The organism is Paenibacillus sp. LjRoot56 (assembly GCF_964253335.1).
GTDB lineage: Bacteria > Bacillota > Bacilli > Paenibacillales > NBRC-103111 > Paenibacillus_E > Paenibacillus_E allorhizoplanae.
In genome coordinates, this window is record NZ_CAXURV020000001.1 from 2,172,221 (window position 1) to 2,188,548 (window position 16,328).

Here is a 16,328-nt window from a genome sequence, read left to right on the forward strand (position 1 = left end):
AACTATTGCAATATTTGGAGTTAAAGTGTAAATTAAATACCTAAGTGCATAATCACGGGAGCTTGGTGAGACCAGGCTGAGAGGATAGTTATAACTATCGACCGTTAAACCTGATCTGGATAATGCCAGCGGAGGAACACAAGATCTCTTTGTATACCAAGAGACCGCCTCTATTTATAGATGCGGTCTTTTTTTCGCAGCATGAACCCTCCGCTTGATCATATCAACTATAGGAGGCATGGCAAATGTCAATGGAAACTAGTAATGAAAAGGTCACATCATCAACATCCGCTTTTCCGGGAAGCAAAAAAGTTTATGTCGAGGGCTCACGAAAGGACATCAGGGTCCCTATGCGTGAAATCAAATTGAGTCCTACTACTGGTGCTTACGGAGAGCAGGAAAACGCCCCTGTTCGTGTATACGACACGAGTGGTGCTTATACAGATGAGGAAATCCAAACCGATATTCGTGCAGGTATTGCGCCTAATCGTTTGAATTGGATTGTAGAACGCGGCGATGTTGAAATATATGAAGGAAGAACGATTAAACCGGAAGATAACGGATATACCAAGGAAGAGAACGTTACCGAAGTTTTTCCAGGCTTACATCGTCACCCGATGAGAGCGAAAACAGGTCGTAATGTAACCCAGATGCATTATGCACGTCAAGGTATCATCACGTCCGAAATGGAATATATCGCGATTCGCGAAAATGTATCTCCGGAATTTGTGAAAGACGAAGTCGCTCGTGGTAGAGCGATTATCCCCGCCAATATTAATCACCCTGAAAGTGAGCCTATGATTATTGGACGAAACTTTCTCGTTAAGATCAATGCGAATATTGGGAATTCAGCTGTATCGTCTTCCATTGAAGAAGAAGTGGAAAAAATGAGATGGGCTACTCGCTGGGGCGCTGATAATATTATGGATCTCTCAACGGGTAAAAACATTCATACCACCCGGGAATGGATTATTCGTAATTCCCCTGTTCCTATTGGTACCGTGCCTATTTATCAAGCATTAGAGAAAGTGAATGGAAAAGCAGAAGATTTGACGTGGGAAGTGTACCGTGACACGCTAATTGAACAAGCTGAGCAAGGTGTCGATTACTTTACGATTCATGCTGGTGTCCTGCTGCGTTACGTTCCTCTTACGGCCAAACGAGTGACAGGTATTGTTTCACGAGGCGGCTCCATTATGGCAGCCTGGTGTCTCGCCCACCATCAGGAAAACTTTCTGTATACCCATTTTGAAGAGATTTGTGAAATCATGAAAACCTATGATGTATCCTTCTCTTTAGGCGACGGTTTACGCCCAGGATCCATTGCAGATGCGAATGATGAAGCCCAGTTTGCAGAACTAGAAACATTAGGTGAACTCACCAAAATCGCTTGGAAACATGATGTACAAGTCATGGTAGAAGGTCCTGGTCACGTACCCATGCATTTAATCAAAGAAAATATGGATAAACAACTTGAAATCTGTGACGAAGCTCCATTTTACACATTAGGACCCTTGACTACGGATATTGCGCCAGGCTATGACCATATCACTTCTGCCATTGGAGCAGCGATGATTGGCTGGTTTGGCACTGCCATGCTCTGTTATGTAACGCCCAAAGAGCATTTGGGCTTGCCCAATAAAAACGACGTTCGTGAAGGGGTTATTACTTATAAAATTGCTGCTCATGCCGCTGATTTAGCCAAAGGGCACAAAGGCGCCATGGATCGCGATAATGCATTATCCAAGGCACGTTTTGAATTCCGCTGGCATGATCAATTCAACTTATCCTTGGATCCAGAAAGAGCCATAGAGTACCATGATGAGACACTTCCTGCAGAAGGTGCCAAGGTCGCTCATTTTTGTTCGATGTGCGGTCCTAAATTCTGCTCCATGCGAATTTCCCAAGATATCCGAGACTTCGCCAAACAACAAGGTCTTGAGGAAGCTCAAGCCATTGAAAAAGGGATGAGTGAAAAGTCAGAGGAGTTTAAGAAAGCGGGCCACGCCCTATATACGTAAACAAAAAAGGGTTGCTGCGGCAACCCTTTTCCTTGTCTAACCTTTAGCTGACGCTTGAATCATAAGAAGATCGTAACTAGCAATGATACCTTCCTGTATGCCAAACTTATCTTCGTATTCCTGATACATCTTAGCGAACAAGCGTCGCGTACTGATGCCAGGCAAAGCAACAGCTTCTGATGAGCTAGCTCCCATTCCTTTTACCGAAAAGAGAAAATCTCTTACGGTAGGATAGGTTTCCTTTCGAACCTCACGCTCATATTGGATGCTAGAAAACCCAACCTCATTAAGCCATTCCTTCCACTGATCCGTCGATTGAAAGGATAAGCCATGCCTCTGCGGCTCTAAACCGCTAGCTCGATAAACTTCATGAAATGACTTGTGCAGTTCATGGAATGTATGGGGTCCGAAGGTAGTGAACACCAGCATTCCACCAGGACGAAGCAGCCGCCGAAGATGACCAAGCGTGTGCACTTGATTACTCAGCCATTGAAAGCAGGCATTCGAGATGATGAGATCAAACGAGGCTGAAGGAGCATCTATCGCCCACACCTCAACATCAGCTTCAAGAAATTGCAAGCGAGTGGATGAGCTTTGGTAGGACTCCGAATCGTATACGGCACTGGATAAGACTCGCTGTTCAGCCACTTTGATCATCTTAGGAGCGATGTCTAGTGCAGTAATAGATACGAATGACGACCACTCCTTCAGCAAAATTTCAGTCAGTGCACCTGTGCCGCAGCCGATTTCAAGGAGGTTGAGTCCCTCTTTGTAACTATCGTCCACCCACCCTTTGAGAATTTGAACAAGACGGTCTGCCATACTACGCTGCACACTAGAATGACGGTCATACGAACCTGACGAACTACGGTTAAATTGACGCCCAATCGCAGTTATCCTAGTGCTCATGCCACCATCTCCTCAGTTTATCAACTAGGGCCGATTCCCTATCCCAAAACGGTACATGCCCACAATCTGGAATGGTAAGTAGCTCTGCTTGAGGCAATCCTGCAACAAGCTCTAATGCAGCACTGTAAGGATAAATCTTATCCTCAGTTCCGTGAACAACAAGAACGGGACAAGCGATAATCGGCAACTTCGTCAAGACTTCCTCACTTCGTAAAATCTGGAGACCAGAGATGAGCCCCGTGATTGTCCATTTACCAATAAATGGTAATATATTTCCAAGACCGGCTCCGGCTCTGATTTCAGCTTCCCTAAATAGGTTCTGTCGAAATCGGGTTTCAACCTCTTGCGGATTCTTCCTGAGCCCGATCATCATCTGTTGAATGGCAGCAACGGACCAACCGAGGTCCATCTCTTCCTTTGTCCGAGTGAATCGAGCGTTTGCCGCAAACAACACCAGTCCATCCCCATAGCCTTTGGCAGCTAATTGCAGTGCCAATAGTCCACCAAGCGACCATCCGCAAATCAACAGCCTGCCACCATCACCTCTCGAATGAGCAGCTATTCCATTTGAAGATAGGATATTCTTGGCGACCGTTTCAATCAAGACCAACATTTCCTCAGGGGAACCAGCCTCGCTGTAATCGACAGAAATATGATGAAAATCTGGCAATAACTCACGAATGGGATCGAAAACTTTATCGGACATACTCCAGCCTGTTAGCCACATGATGGTGGTACTAGCCTCTTGCCGAGTTTTCACTTCGTGGAACTGAGATGTCCTCATGGCTGCACCATTCCTAATCGTAGTCCGATATTACGGATTCGTGCAGCTGCATCTCTCAGTTCCTTTTCTGTATGGGCTGCCGACAAGGAGAAACGGATTCGAGCAGTGCCATCCGGAACAGTAGGTGGGCGTATGGCTGCTGCTGCAATGCCTTCATCTTCAAGTGCACGACTGAATCGTAAGGCCATATCGTTATCGCCGATGATCAGAGGCACTATGGGAGAGTCCCCCTCACCGATTGTGAAACCAGAGGCTCCCAACAAAGACCGAAATAACATGCTTAACGCGAATAGCTTTTCTCGCCGCCAATGCTCGCTTTGTACCACAACTAACGCCTCTGAAACACCAGCTACAACAGAGGGAGGCAATGCGGTCGAATAGATGAGCGGCCTCGCTTTGTTCACCAGCCATCGAATGAGCGTGCGACTACCGCAGATATATGCGCCGTAGACACCGAACGATTTGCTGAACGTCCCCATATGTATATCCACATCATTTTGGATTGCAAGCTCATGGCATAAGCCCTCTCCATACTTCCCGTAAATCCCACCACTGTGTGCCTCATCTACCATCAGCATGGCTCCGTACTCGCGTTTGAGCGCGACCAATTCACGCAATGGCGCCTGATCACCATCCATCGAGAAGACAGCGTCTGTTATGATCAGCTTTCGCCGTTTATCTCGGTACTTATGCAATAATGCCCGCAAATGAGCCATATCCTTATGACGGTACCGAGCGTGCTCCGCTCGACTCAAAATAATACCATCCACAATGCTTGCATGATTCCACTGATCACTGAAAACAACATCGCCTCTGCCAGCTAACGCTGCAATAACACCGGAATTAGCCATATAGCCGTTTGCAAAAACAAGTGCTGCTTCATAGTTCTGCCAATAGGCTAACTCCTCTTCAAGACGATCATACGGGGGACGATTACCCGTCACAAGCCTTGAAGCTCCTGAACCTGCTCCTTCTGTGAGCAACTTCTCGCGCATTGCTTCAATAATGGCAGGATGCCCGGAGAGTCCCAGATAGTCATTGGAGGACAAGTTGAGCAGCCTTCGTTCTTCACGCACGGTGTAGCCTGGAGCTCCGCTTACTGGACTAGATGTTCGCAAGGAGCGCTCCAAAGAGGCGTCAGCCAGAAACTCAAGTTCTTTTTCTATCCAATTCATAGTTGTCACAACCTTAAAGAGCGTTTAATTCAATTTCAAAGCCCAAATCTTCAATGATTTGGTGATCAGCCGAAACGTCTTGGCCTGCTGTTGTTAAATAGTCACCTACAAAGAGTGAATTTGCGGCGTACAGCGACAAAGGCTGTAGGGAACGGAGGTTAACCTCACGCCCGCCCGCTACGCGGATCTCTTTGGACGGACAAATGAAACGGAACAGGGCCAGTACCTTCAACGCTTTCATCGAAGGCGTGCGGCCTGCGTGTTCTAGCGGGGTTCCCTGAATCGCATTCAGGAAATTAATCGGAATCGAATCCACATCGAGTTCGCGTAATGCATAAGCCATTTCAACTATCTCTTGATTGGTCTCACCCATCCCGATAATGACACCGGAACAGGGGGACATGCCTTGTGTCTTTACTTTATCCACGGTTTCAACCCGTTGGTCGTAGGTATGCGTCGTTGTAATTGATGCGTAATTGGCCTTGCTGGTGTTCAAGTTATGGTTGTAGCGATGTACACCTGCTTCAGCAAGACGTTCAGCTTGATTGCCTTTCAGAATACCCAGACATGCGCAAATTTTGAGCGGCATCGTTTCACGTATTTCTTTTACTGCGTCTACGACTTGATCCAATTCCTTGTCTGTCGGGCCTTTTCCAGCTGCTACAATGCAATAAGTTCCTGCTTTGCGTGCCAACGCTTCACGCGCCCCGGCAAGCAGCGTATCTTTATCAAGCAGTGTGTACTTGGCAACAGGCGCTGTCGAAACGATGGATTGCGAGCAGTAGCCGCAGTCCTCAGGACAAAGGCCGCTTTTGGCATTGATGATCATATTTAACTTTACTTTTTTACCGTAAAAATGTTTTCTCACCTGAAAGGCAGCTTGTAGTAGGAGTAGTACCTCATCATTGTCGGCTTCTAGTACAGCAAGCCCTTCCTCTAGGGTTATACACTCACCATGTAACGCTTTACTAGCTAGTGATTGCCATTTCAGATCAACAGTAATTGTTTTCATTTCAATTATCCCCCTATGTGCGATAGCTTTTGATCGGCTAATGCCTCTCGGATAGGCCCTAATTGTATGGTTTGGCGAACGGTATGTATCCACATTTCTGAATGGGAATCGGCGTGCAAGCGGGGAAACCTCCCCAGTACTTTAAGGCCACTGTATTGTTCAATTAACTCCGCATTGGAAGCTATGCTAGGGTCGTCAAGCGGCTCAGTCCATTCGCTGTCATTCAAGATAATGCCTGTAATCTGAACTCCACGATTCCTAAGAAATGACACAGTCAGAAGTGTATGGTTAATCGTACCAAGGCTGGATCGGGCTATAATCAACGCAGGAATCCGAAGCTCTGAGATCAAGTCCACCATAAGGTTGTCGTTGGTAAGCGGTACAGCGACACCGCCAGCACATTCGATGAGGAGCGTGTCGTAACGTTTCGTAAGAGGTATACCTGCGTCAATGAGCTCAGTGAGCGTAAGGGTCACACCCTCCTGTTTAGCAGCTAGCAGCGGAGTAAGCGGAGCTTCGAATGTAAATGGCGCCACAGCTTCTGGTCGCTCATCAATTCCCGTAATCTGCAGCAACCTCTCGCTATCTGTCAATCCGCTGCCCAGCCGTGCACCGGATTGAACAGGCTTCCAGACTCCCACATTCAGCCCTTCAGCGCGAAGAGCAGCGGTAATAGCCGCAGTAAGAATGGTCTTTCCGACATCCGTGTCTGTCCCTGTCACAAATAAACCGCGTATGGATTCATCTCTCAATCTACTCATGTCATGAATCGCCTTCTGTAACACGGATAATGGATTCTATTAAAATATCTGTCATAGCATCAAGCTCAGCTTCATTACTCGCAAGCGGAGGGATAAAAACGATCACATTGCCAAGCGGTCTTGTTAGCATTCCGAGTGCTCTGGCACGCTGACTTGTTCGTACGCCGATTCGTTCTGACCAATCATACGGCTCGCGTGAAGCCTTATCGCGTACAAGCTCTATTCCGATCATCAGTCCCTTCTGCCTGATTTCACCGACATGCGGTCGATCCTTCAGCGCTGTGAGTTTACGCTCGACAAATGCTGCCTTAGCTCTTACACCTTCAACCATGTCGCGTTCCTCCATTAGCTTCAAGCTAGCTAAAGCAACAGCACACCCAAGCGGGTTGCCCGTGTACGAATGACCGTGAAAAAATGTCTTCTGTTCTTGGTAATTCGCATAAAATGCGTTGTAGATCTCATCTGTCGCAAGCGTTGCCGCCACAGGCAAATAGCCGCCGGTTAGACCTTTCCCAATCACCATCAAATCAGGCGATACTCCTTCGAGATCACAAGCAAACATGGAACCCGTCCGACCGAAACCAGTGGCCACTTCGTCAGCGATAAGCAATACGTCATGTTGTCGGCATAGTACTGACATTTCGCGCAGACAGCCCGGCGGCATGACAACGATGCCTCCTGCCCCTTGCACAATAGGCTCCACAATGAGCGCCGCAATCTCATCGGAACGCGTCTCAAGCAATTTACGAAGAGCAGTTAGCGTATCTTCCATTACTTTCAACGCATCACCCCCATGGCGATAAACGTAGGGATATGGAATGACGTGTGAAGGAAATAGCATAGGGCGGAACACCTCGTGATAGAGTGGAATTGCCCCGACGCTTACGGCACCAAGGGTATCTCCGTGGTAGGCTTGATTCATCGTGATGAACCTTGTTTTCCCGCTTGCTCCCTGGTTATGCCAGTATTGAAAGGCCATTTTGATCGCGATCTCAACAGCGGTCGCTCCGGAATCCGAGTAGAACACTTTGTTTAAACCTTTCGGCGAAATCCCCACCAACTTCGCTGCAAGCTCGATCGCTGGTATATTAGCCATTCCGAGCAGAGTGGAATGGGCGACGCGACCCAATTGATCTGTAATCGCTTGATTTAACTCGGGCATATTGTGTCCATGCACGTTGAGCCAGACTGATGAAAAACCATCCCAATAGGCTCGACCTTGGACATCATACAGCCTAATGCCTTCTCCACGCTCAATAATGAGTGGATCAGCGTTAATGTAGTCTTTCATTTGAGTAAAAGGATGCCATAAGTGATCCTTATTCAGGGCAGCAAGTCGTTCATAATCAGTCAACACCATGTATCACCTTCTGTCATTTATTTAATTGTCAACCAAATTAAACGAAATTAAGTTGACAATGAGTTTTGGCAATTTTATCAAACCGTGAGGATTCTGTAAAGATAATTCCACAGAGAATGGTAGTGATAAAGGAGTGACTGAGTGAAGTAGGAAATGAATAGCGGTTAAGCTAATGTCCGCTCACCCCCTCCACGAACAAAAGCCCCTCAGGGTCATCCCTGAAGGGCTTTTGTCCAGCCTTACTTTTACAATTAAGCTATCTCATCAATACAAGTGCCGCAAACGAGCTTCCCTTTGAAATAGGTCATGTCCTCGAAATTCCCACAGAACACACAAGCAGGCATATACTTCTTGAGCGTAATACGCTCAGGGTCCACATAGACCTCGATAGCGTCACCGATCTCAATATGGAGTGTCCGACGCAACTCAATAGGTAAAACAATCCGTCCCAATTCGTCTACTTTTCTTACAATTCCCGTCGATTTCATACAATTACCTCCTTTTTTCATGAACGAAGGAACTACTTTGTCTAGTTACAAAGACTCATATTCTGTTTATACATCTATTCCACATATGCACTCAAATTCCTTTTATTTACTGGGTGTGATTTTCATGAAGTGGCCAATAGGGATACTGCTGAATGAAAGCGAAAAAAATGTAAACTTACTTCAATAGAAACGTCAACTTTGAACCAGACAATCTTGGTATAGTTAGGAAAATAACAAGCGAAGGTGGAGGTTTCTCATTGATTTGGAATCGATTAGGCGTACTGACGGATGAAGTATCTCCAGATTTCGAGAAAGCGTTAAATTGGGCTGCCGAACAGGGTTTGAAACATGTTGAAATAAGAGTTGTGAATGGCATGAATGTATCCGTGTTGACTGACGATCAGATCGTTGGCATCCGTAAAATGGTTGAAGAGCGCGGATTGTATGTCTCCGCCATTGCCTCTCCTTTGTTTAAATGCGCATTGGATCCAAAGCGATTGGTTGAATCGGGGGACACATTTGGGCAGAAGGAGCAGAGTGTAGAGGAGCATTTTAAGAAACTGGATAGAGTGATCGAAATTGCTAAGCTGCTGGGGACAACGCGCATCCGTATTTTCTCGTTTTGGCGAGAGTTGGAGCCTGAGCAGCATCGTGATGAGATTGTTCATCATTTAAAAAGGGCAGGCGACATTGCAGCGCGCGAAGGCGTAATCCTGCTTCTAGAGAATGAGCCTTCCTGTAATGGAGGCTTTGCTGAGGAAGTGGCGGCACTTGTGTCTGCCATCGATTCTCCAGCTGTTAGGGGCCTTTGGGACCCAGGCAATGAAGCATATGGCGCCAGAGAGGCTTTCCCGAGCGGGTACCAGTACATGAAGAATGCTTTGGCACATGTCCATCTGAAGGATGCCTATATTCGTCAAGATGGAACACCGAGATGTGTGCCTCTTGGTTCAGGGGATGCGGCAATAACAGCTCAAATTAAGGCGCTTGAAGCGGATGGGTATGAGGGATTGTATACGATTGAAACGCATTTTGTTCCAGAAGGCGGCAGTCAGCTGACAGGTACGCGAATGACACTGGATGCGCTTCGAGCTCTGCTTGAGGAGGTATAGGGTTGGCTAACTGGAGGTTCGGGATTATCGGCTGTGGCTCGGTTGCTGATTTTCATATCGAGGCTATTCGTCAAATCGAAGAAGCAAGCCTAGTCGTGGTATCTAGTCGAACGGAGGCGAAAGCGCAAGCGGTTGCTGATCGAGAAGGCTGCTCCTGGACGACGGACTATCGTGAGCTCTTGGCCAGGTCTGATGTAGATATCGTCTGTGTAACGACTTCAAGCGGCAGCCACGCGGCCATCGGTTTGGAGGTCGTGAAGGCGGGCAAGCATCTGATTATAGAGAAGCCAATTAGTATGAATGTGTCTGACGCGGAGCGGCTTGTGCAAGCGGCAAAAGCAAATCATGTGACACTCTCTGTCATCTCACAACGGCGATTTGAAGCTCAGAATCAAGCTATTAAACGGGTGTTGGATGAGGGTGTGCTCGGTAAGCTTCTGCTAGTTGAGGTGTCGCTTCCCTTCCATCGATCCCAGTCTTATTACGATAGCGCGAAATGGCGTGGAACGATTGCTGAAGATGGAGGGGCGTTGATGAACCAAGGGATTCATTGCTTGGATCTGCTGCTGTGGTTTGCTGGAGACGTTCACACCGTCTTTGGCAAGGTGGCTACTCAGACGCACGAGATGGAAGCGGAGGATTTAGGTTTAGCCATTTTGCAATTTAAAAATGGTGCGTTCGGTACAATCATGGCGTCGACCAGCATTACGCCAGGTTTTGCAGCGACGATCAATTTGTACGGTGAAAAAGGCTCGATCAAGTTGGAAGGCTCGACGATTGTCCATTGGACAGTACCAGAGCGAAGCGAACCGACTTGGGCGCAGGCAGGTGCCTACGGCGGCATTACCGATCCGCGCAGCATCGTGTCGGATTTTCATCAAAGCCAGCTGCTCGACGTCATGGCTTCCATCGAAGCCGGCGATGAACCGCTGGTTACCGGAGAATCTGGGCTGCGAGCTGTACAGCTAGTTGAACAAATTTATAAGAGCGCTGCCGAAGGGCGGCAGCTGACTATATGATAATTGGAGGAACGATTCTATGAGCGAGCCACAAGTACAAGTGCAACCTGTTTGGCATGCACGAATCGACGCGTTGAAGGTTAACGTGTATGAGAACCGTATCGGGTTGGGGCAAGCGGCTGGGCTAGATGCAGCCAACCAAATCAAGTCGCTGCTTGCTGAGAAAGCGGCTATCCGTATTATTTTCGCGGCAGCGCCCTCGCAAAATGAAATGCTCGAAACGCTGGCTCAAGATGAAGCCATCGATTGGTCAAGGATCACTGTGTTTCACATGGATGAATACATCGGGCTCAGTGAGGATGCGCCGCAGCGATTTGGGTGTTTTTTGAAAGACCGATTGTTCGATCAGGTTAAGCCGGGTACTGTGCATCTGATTAATAGCATGAACCAGGCAGAGGACGAGTGCAGACGGTATAGCGCACTCCTGGAAGAAGCGCCGATTGATATTGTCTGCCTTGGCATTGGTGAGAATGGTCACATCGCCTTCAATGATCCGCCTGTTGCCAATTTTGCAGATCCGGAATTGATCAAGCGTGTGGAGTTGGATGACGTTTGCCGGCAGCAGCAGGTGAATGACGGATGTTTTGTCCGTTTAGCCGACGTGCCGACCCATGCATTAACCCTAACCATTCCAGCTCTGATGTCAGGTACTCATCTGTTCTGCTCTGTACCTGGGGTAACGAAGCATCAGGCGGTGAAGCGTACGTTGAACGGAGCGATCTCGACCGAGTGTCCATCGACGATTCTCCGCCAGCATCCGGACTGCACGATGTATCTGGACCGCGATTCCTATGGCCGATAGAACGAGCATCATTCGCGCACGCCATTATGCCACAGGGGCACCTGTCGCGATTACCGTCAGCGATGGACGGTTTAGTGAAGTGATGCAGGTAGAAGAATCAGATGGATTGCCGATCGTCGCCCCTGGTTTGGTCGATCTGCAGATCAATGGCTATGCGGGATTGGACTTCAACCAGCTTCCACTGCAAGCGGAGACGGTTAGTCAGATCATCCGCAAGTTGTGGCGGGAAGGGGTCACCTCCAGTTACCCCACTGTCATTACGAACACGCCCGAAGCGATCGCAAGTGCGCTCGGCAGTATTGCAAGCACCTGCGCAGCGGATCCGGCGACAGAACAAGGCATTGCGGGCATTCATCTCGAAGGCCCGTTCATTTCACCGGATGACGGAGCGCGCGGCGCTCACCGCCTGGATGCTGTAAGGCCGCCCGATTGGGACCTCTTCTGCCGATGGCAGGAAGCGGCGGGCGGCCGCATCAAGATCGTGACGCTGTCGCCGGAATGGCCGGACAGTGCCACATTCATCAAGCGCTGCGTCGATAGCGACGTGATCGTCTCCATCGGTCACACCGCTGCAGACGCTTCGCAGATTCAGGAAGCTGTCGCGGCAGGCGCGCGAATGTCGACGCATCTGGGAAACGGGGCACACCTGATGCTGCCACGTCATCCCAATTACCTGTGGGAGCAATTGGCGCAGGATGAATTGTGGAGCTGTGTCATTGCTGACGGGTTTCATTTGCCGGATCAAGTGTTGAAGGTCGTGCTGAAAGTGAAGGGGGAACGAGCGTTATTAGTTAGCGATGCTGTAACTATCAGCGGACTTGAACCAGGCGTCTACAAGACGCATATTGGTGGAGATGTTGTACTTACCTCAGAAGGCAAGCTTCACTTGGCTGCTGACCCCCGGCTGCTTGCAGGCTCGGCTCAGATGCTGCTGTGGGGCATTGCACATCTGAGCAGACGGGGCATCGCTGAGTTTCCATCCGCGTGGGAAATGGCCTCGACACGACCGGCTCGCTTGATGAGATTACCCGTCGCAGAGGGCTTGTCGGTAGGAGCACCGGCTGATTTCGTTCTCCTGGATAGGGTGCAAGCGGACGGCCGCATCCCTTTGCGGCAGACTTACAAAGCCGGCAGGCTCGTCTATGATGAGGGCAGTGAGATTTAAATAGAAGCGCTGATCTGCGCGTTGCATGATAGGGTTGTTCTATTCCGCCAATTGGCATATGCTTGAAGGAAATATGGCTTCGGACAGGTGGTAATCGTATGAGCATGGGGAAGGGAATGTCCTATTTTCAAAGTAAATTAACGCTGAAAAAGGAATTTCCTTTTAAAATATTCAGCTACTCCAGCCTTGCGCTGAAGCAGCCCTTGCATATTCACGAATATACGCAGATTGCTTACGTGCTCAAGGGTGTGTGCAACCATCAGCTGCGTGGCAAGTCGCTGAATGTCAGCAGAGGAGATATGTTCATCATCACCCCAGGGGTGGAACACAGCTTGAGCGCCATTGAAGAACATGAGTTCGAAGTGGTCCTGATTGATTTTCTCCCGTATTTGGTGAGGGAGCAGTTGAAGCCTTTCTCGGATACTTTGCAGCCCTTGCTTCAAAATGCTGACGAATTACCCGAGCTTTCCTCCTTGCCGCAGCCTTGGTTGCATATTGCGAAGTCGAAGCAACTTCTCGTCGAGCAACTGCTTCAAGATATTCAGGATGAATTTGAGCACCGTGAAGCGGGATATGAATATGCCATATGTACGAGTCTTGTCAAGCTGCTCATCATCATGGATCGCGAATATCGGCGTGCTAGGCGCAAGCAACGCGTACAATCAACATCGACGAGCCAGCATCCAATCGAAGAGGTAAAACGATATATACACGACAATTACAGTCAGGATATTCCGCTTGAGCAAGGAGCTTTCCTAGCGAATATGGCGCCTGCTTACTTTAGTACGGTTTTTAAGAAAGAAACAGGCCAGAACTTCGTCGATTATGTGAATGAGGTACGCATCGAAAGGGCAATGGAGCTGATTCAGCGCAACATGCATACGATTACACAAATTGGCTTCCAGGTCGGATTTCATCATCTTAGCCATTTCATCCGAACATTTAAGAAACGAACAGGCATCACGCCTACTGAATATAAGAAAACGTTTGGCAAGACCCCCTAAACCTACGAAGAAAGAGGTAGTTGAGATGACCAAGAAAATTGTAAAGGTAGGTATTATCGGACAGGGACGCAGCGGGCGCGATATCCATGGGAATTTACTTGTTCAACTTCCTGAGCATTACCGGATTACGGCGGTTGCGGACTCCATTCCAGAACGTCAAGAGCTGGCGAAACTAGAATACGGATGCCAAGCCTATGCGTCCTGGGAGGAGATGGTGGCCCACGAGGAGCTGGATTTGATCGTGAATGCTTCTCCGAGTCATCAGCATTTTCCGATTACACTGGATTTGCTTAACCGCGGTCTACATGTTCTGTGCGAGAAGCCGTTGGCAAAGACAACGGAGGAGGTTGACCAGCTCATCGAGTCATCTGAGCGAAACGGTGCTATCTTGGCAGTATTCCAGCAATCCCGATATCAGCCGGCCTTCGTTCAGCTACGTAAAGTAATCGAATCAGGTGTGCTGGGTCGTATCGTGCAGATCGATTTTAGCCTGAATGGCTTTGCTCGCCGTTGGGATTGGCAAACGCTGCAAAGCAATAATGGCGGCAGCTTGATGAATACGGGGCCGCATCCACTGGATCAGGCACTGCAGCTGTTTGGTGCGGACGCGCAGCCCGAGGTCATGTGCATCATGGATAGAACGAATACCTTTGGTGATGCGGAGGATTATGTGAAGCTCTTGCTTCGTGGAAAAGGTAGACCAACGATAGATATGGAAATTTCATCCAGTTCTGCTTTTCCTCATGAACAGTTCAACATTCAAGGAACGAATGGGGGCCTCCATGGAACTGGAGATAAGCTGGAGTGGAAATATTTTAAACCAGAGGAAGCGCCTGAGCAGAAGCTGATCCGAGAGCCTTTATTTTCAGCAGAAGGGAAGCCTGCTTATTGCAGTGAGAAGCTGCCTTGGCAAACGGAAAGCTGGGAGGTTGCGATTCCAGGTGGGAAGTCAGCTTTCGAGCATATGACGGAGAGGCTGTATTTGATGCTGTATGACACGCTGACCGAGGGGAAAGAGTTGGAGATTACGCCTCAACAGGTGCGTAGACAGCTGTGGGTTATTGAGGAGTGTCAACGCCAGAATCCTCACATTTATACGCAATAAGTAATAAGAAGTAAAGCCCCGAACTCGCTTTTTAGGCGGGGGAGGGGCTTTTTGAGATAGCTTGTGGTGTGAGGACGGCGTTATACCGTGATCTCACAAGCTTATTAAGGTTTGAAAGACGATTTTAGTTAGAACAACTGGATTTCCTGTAGTTAATTTTGCACCTTTTCCTCATTTTCAAGGAATAACTGTATTTCATACAGCTAATAGAGCTCAATTTGCTGGGAATAGTGAAATGTGGCGATATTAACTGTACTTTTTACATTTAATTGGATTTTCTTGGCGGACATGCAGAAAATAGCTGTAGTTTATACAGTTAGTTGTCGGCGAGTGTTGGGAAAGTGGCTAGTGAAAGTGTATGTGAGCGAGTGGCAGGCAAGTAGCTAGTGAGTGTATATGTGAGCGAGTGGCTGGCAAGTAGCTAGTGAGTGTATAGGAGCAAGATGCGTTGCCCATCTAGTTAGCCTCTTTTCATAGATGATTCTTATCATCTACAAACAATTGAAAGATTTGCTTATAGGCGAGATCGCCCAGATGTCCTATATTTCTCAGTAAGGCTATGCCATTTGCGGTAACTTACGTATGTGTAATCAGGGATACCCAGAGGAGGAGCAGCATGAACTGGATTTTCGAACGGATGGAAGAGACGCATCTGAGTGAGATGGTGGCGCTTTGGAACAAAGAGTTATTGGAGTCGTTTCCGATGAGGCTTCGATTGCTGGAGCAGAATGTCGTAGGAGACAGACTTTGGCTAAGGGAAGGATCCTGGGTGGCGCTAGAGCCATCGTCCGGGCGTGTTGTTGGATTCGTCATTGCTAAGAGGGCTAGTGAAGTTACTTCGCGTTTTGGCATTCGCGGGGATATGGGATGGATTCAGGCGCTGATGGTAGACCCCCAGCAAAGGAACAAGGGGATCGGTAGTTACTTGCTTCACAAAGCTGAAGATGCCCTGCAGAATGCTGGAGCACGGCGGATCATGCTGGGCAACGATCTGCATGGCCGTCTGTTTCCAGGGATTCCGGATCAGCTCGAGGAAACGAAAGCGTGGTTTGAGAAGAGGGATTACGCCTTCCTGGAGAAATCATTCGATCTATTGAACGCGTACGAAGATGATCAGACCGTATCTTTGCCAGCTGTCCACGAGGCGACATTCCGAGTCGCAAATTCGCATGATCGAGAAGGCTTAACAGCGTTCATGAGTCGCTGCTTTCCTGGCGCATGGGATTATCAGCATCGCGACTATTGGGAACGCGGTGGTACGGGCAGAGAGTTCGTTCTGTTAGAGAAAGAGGGCTCGATCATTGGGTTCTGCAGAATGAATGATGCGCAGTCTCCTTTGTTAGCTCAGAACATTTACTGGTCGCTGCTCTTCGAGGGGGAATTGGGCGGTATTGGGCCACTAGGCATCGATGAGAGCTTCCGAGGACATAAATATGGTATCTCGATTGTACAAGCAGCGATTCATTATTTGTTGCAGCGTGACGTCCGTCACGTGGTCATTGATACGACTCCTTTCGTAGATTTCTACGGAAAGCTGGGCTATCACAGTTGGAAGTGCTACGCGAGATATGCCAAGGATCTATAAGGTAGAAATCAAAGAGGGAGCCGTTA

At 48.4% G+C, this 16,328-nt stretch carries 15 protein-coding genes and 1 riboswitch; of the genes, 8 read left to right on the plus strand and 7 right to left on the minus strand.

The features are described from left to right. Nucleotides 1-44 precede the first annotated feature (44 nt). Nucleotides 45-154, plus strand: a riboswitch (TPP riboswitch). A 91-nt stretch (nucleotides 155-245) separates the two neighbouring features. Further along, nucleotides 246-2,021, plus strand: coding sequence for a phosphomethylpyrimidine synthase ThiC (gene thiC, locus ACSQ8O_RS09695; protein ID WP_436241388.1), 1,776 nt, complete (start codon nucleotides 246-248; stop codon nucleotides 2,019-2,021). A gap of 36 nt (nucleotides 2,022-2,057) precedes the next feature. Here the strand turns inward: thiC and bioC are convergent, their stop codons facing one another. The 7 genes from bioC to ACSQ8O_RS09730 form a co-directional block, all read right to left on the minus strand. After that, nucleotides 2,058-2,930 (minus strand): malonyl-ACP O-methyltransferase BioC, encoded by an 873-nt coding sequence (bioC, locus tag ACSQ8O_RS09700; RefSeq protein ID WP_436241389.1) that lies wholly within the window; start codon nucleotides 2,928-2,930, stop codon nucleotides 2,058-2,060. After that, nucleotides 2,920-3,714, minus strand: coding sequence for an alpha/beta hydrolase (locus ACSQ8O_RS09705; protein WP_436241390.1), 795 nt, complete (start codon nucleotides 3,712-3,714; stop codon nucleotides 2,920-2,922). Before ACSQ8O_RS09705 ends, bioC begins: the two co-directional genes overlap by 11 nt. Further along, the gene (gene bioF, locus ACSQ8O_RS09710) at nucleotides 3,711-4,889 is read right to left on the minus strand and encodes an 8-amino-7-oxononanoate synthase (protein ID WP_436241391.1); all 1,179 of its coding nucleotides are present in this window, start codon (nucleotides 4,887-4,889) and stop codon (nucleotides 3,711-3,713) included. The genes ACSQ8O_RS09705 and bioF overlap by 4 nt, the downstream gene beginning before the upstream one ends. A gap of 13 nt (nucleotides 4,890-4,902) precedes the next feature. Continuing rightward, nucleotides 4,903-5,901, minus strand: coding sequence for a biotin synthase BioB (bioB, locus tag ACSQ8O_RS09715; protein ID WP_436241392.1), 999 nt, complete (start codon nucleotides 5,899-5,901; stop codon nucleotides 4,903-4,905). Nucleotides 5,902-5,906: 5 nt separating this feature from the next. Then, the gene (gene bioD, locus ACSQ8O_RS09720; protein ID WP_436241393.1) at nucleotides 5,907-6,662 is read right to left on the minus strand and encodes a dethiobiotin synthase; all 756 of its coding nucleotides are present in this window, start codon (nucleotides 6,660-6,662) and stop codon (nucleotides 5,907-5,909) included. A 1-nt stretch (nucleotide 6,663) separates the two neighbouring features. After that, nucleotides 6,664-8,022, minus strand: coding sequence for an adenosylmethionine--8-amino-7-oxononanoate transaminase (gene bioA / locus ACSQ8O_RS09725; RefSeq protein ID WP_436241394.1), 1,359 nt, complete (start codon nucleotides 8,020-8,022; stop codon nucleotides 6,664-6,666). Nucleotides 8,023-8,273: 251 nt separating this feature from the next. After that, on the minus strand, nucleotides 8,274-8,510 hold the full coding sequence (locus tag ACSQ8O_RS09730; protein ID WP_056624479.1) for an AbrB/MazE/SpoVT family DNA-binding domain-containing protein: 237 nt from the start codon (nucleotides 8,508-8,510) through the stop codon (nucleotides 8,274-8,276). 257 nt (nucleotides 8,511-8,767) lie between these two features. On the opposite strand from ACSQ8O_RS09730, the gene ACSQ8O_RS09735 reads away from it, so the two are divergent. The 7 genes from ACSQ8O_RS09735 (at nucleotide 8,768) to ACSQ8O_RS09765 (ending at nucleotide 16,302) form a co-directional block, all read left to right on the plus strand. Next, on the plus strand, nucleotides 8,768-9,622 hold the full coding sequence (locus ACSQ8O_RS09735; RefSeq protein ID WP_436241395.1) for a sugar phosphate isomerase/epimerase family protein: 855 nt from the start codon (nucleotides 8,768-8,770) through the stop codon (nucleotides 9,620-9,622). 2 nt (nucleotides 9,623-9,624) lie between these two features. Beyond that, a complete protein-coding gene (locus ACSQ8O_RS09740; protein ID WP_436241396.1) occupies nucleotides 9,625-10,641 on the plus strand; it encodes a Gfo/Idh/MocA family protein in 1,017 nt (338 codons plus the stop codon). A gap of 19 nt (nucleotides 10,642-10,660) precedes the next feature. Next, a complete protein-coding gene (locus ACSQ8O_RS09745; protein WP_436241397.1) occupies nucleotides 10,661-11,443 on the plus strand; it encodes a glucosamine-6-phosphate deaminase in 783 nt (260 codons plus the stop codon). An 82-nt stretch (nucleotides 11,444-11,525) separates the two neighbouring features. Further along, entirely contained in the window at nucleotides 11,526-12,608 is a 1,083-nt protein-coding gene (locus ACSQ8O_RS09750; protein ID WP_436241986.1) for an N-acetylglucosamine-6-phosphate deacetylase, read from the plus strand. A gap of 98 nt (nucleotides 12,609-12,706) precedes the next feature. Next, nucleotides 12,707-13,612, plus strand: coding sequence for an AraC family transcriptional regulator (locus tag ACSQ8O_RS09755; RefSeq protein WP_236293320.1), 906 nt, complete (start codon nucleotides 12,707-12,709; stop codon nucleotides 13,610-13,612). Between the two features lie 25 nt (nucleotides 13,613-13,637). After that, entirely contained in the window at nucleotides 13,638-14,717 is a 1,080-nt protein-coding gene (locus ACSQ8O_RS09760) for a Gfo/Idh/MocA family protein (protein WP_436241398.1), read from the plus strand. Between the two features lie 616 nt (nucleotides 14,718-15,333). Further along, nucleotides 15,334-16,302 (plus strand): GNAT family N-acetyltransferase, encoded by a 969-nt coding sequence (locus tag ACSQ8O_RS09765; protein WP_436241399.1) that lies wholly within the window; start codon nucleotides 15,334-15,336, stop codon nucleotides 16,300-16,302. The last annotated feature ends 26 nt before the right edge of the window (nucleotides 16,303-16,328 follow it).

Coding starts and splice junctions, on each gene's coding strand:
- ACSQ8O_RS09730 (WP_056624479.1), bottom strand. CDS start 8,510: ATGAAATCGACGGGAATTGTAAGAAAAGTAGACGAATTGGGACGGATT.
- thiC (WP_436241388.1), top strand. CDS start 246: ATGTCAATGGAAACTAGTAATGAAAAGGTCACATCATCAACATCCGCT.
- ACSQ8O_RS09755 (WP_236293320.1), top strand. CDS start 12,707: ATGAGCATGGGGAAGGGAATGTCCTATTTTCAAAGTAAATTAACGCTG.
- ACSQ8O_RS09765 (WP_436241399.1), top strand. CDS start 15,334: ATGAACTGGATTTTCGAACGGATGGAAGAGACGCATCTGAGTGAGATG.
- ACSQ8O_RS09760 (WP_436241398.1), top strand. CDS start 13,638: ATGACCAAGAAAATTGTAAAGGTAGGTATTATCGGACAGGGACGCAGC.
- bioC (WP_436241389.1), bottom strand. CDS start 2,930: ATGAGCACTAGGATAACTGCGATTGGGCGTCAATTTAACCGTAGTTCG.
- bioB (WP_436241392.1), bottom strand. CDS start 5,901: ATGAAAACAATTACTGTTGATCTGAAATGGCAATCACTAGCTAGTAAA.
- ACSQ8O_RS09745 (WP_436241397.1), top strand. CDS start 10,661: ATGAGCGAGCCACAAGTACAAGTGCAACCTGTTTGGCATGCACGAATC.
- bioD (WP_436241393.1), bottom strand. CDS start 6,662: ATGAGTAGATTGAGAGATGAATCCATACGCGGTTTATTTGTGACAGGG.
- ACSQ8O_RS09750 (WP_436241986.1), top strand. CDS start 11,526: ATGCAGGTAGAAGAATCAGATGGATTGCCGATCGTCGCCCCTGGTTTG.
- bioA (WP_436241394.1), bottom strand. CDS start 8,022: ATGGTGTTGACTGATTATGAACGACTTGCTGCCCTGAATAAGGATCAC.
- bioF (WP_436241391.1), bottom strand. CDS start 4,889: ATGAATTGGATAGAAAAAGAACTTGAGTTTCTGGCTGACGCCTCTTTG.
- ACSQ8O_RS09705 (WP_436241390.1), bottom strand. CDS start 3,714: ATGAGGACATCTCAGTTCCACGAAGTGAAAACTCGGCAAGAGGCTAGT.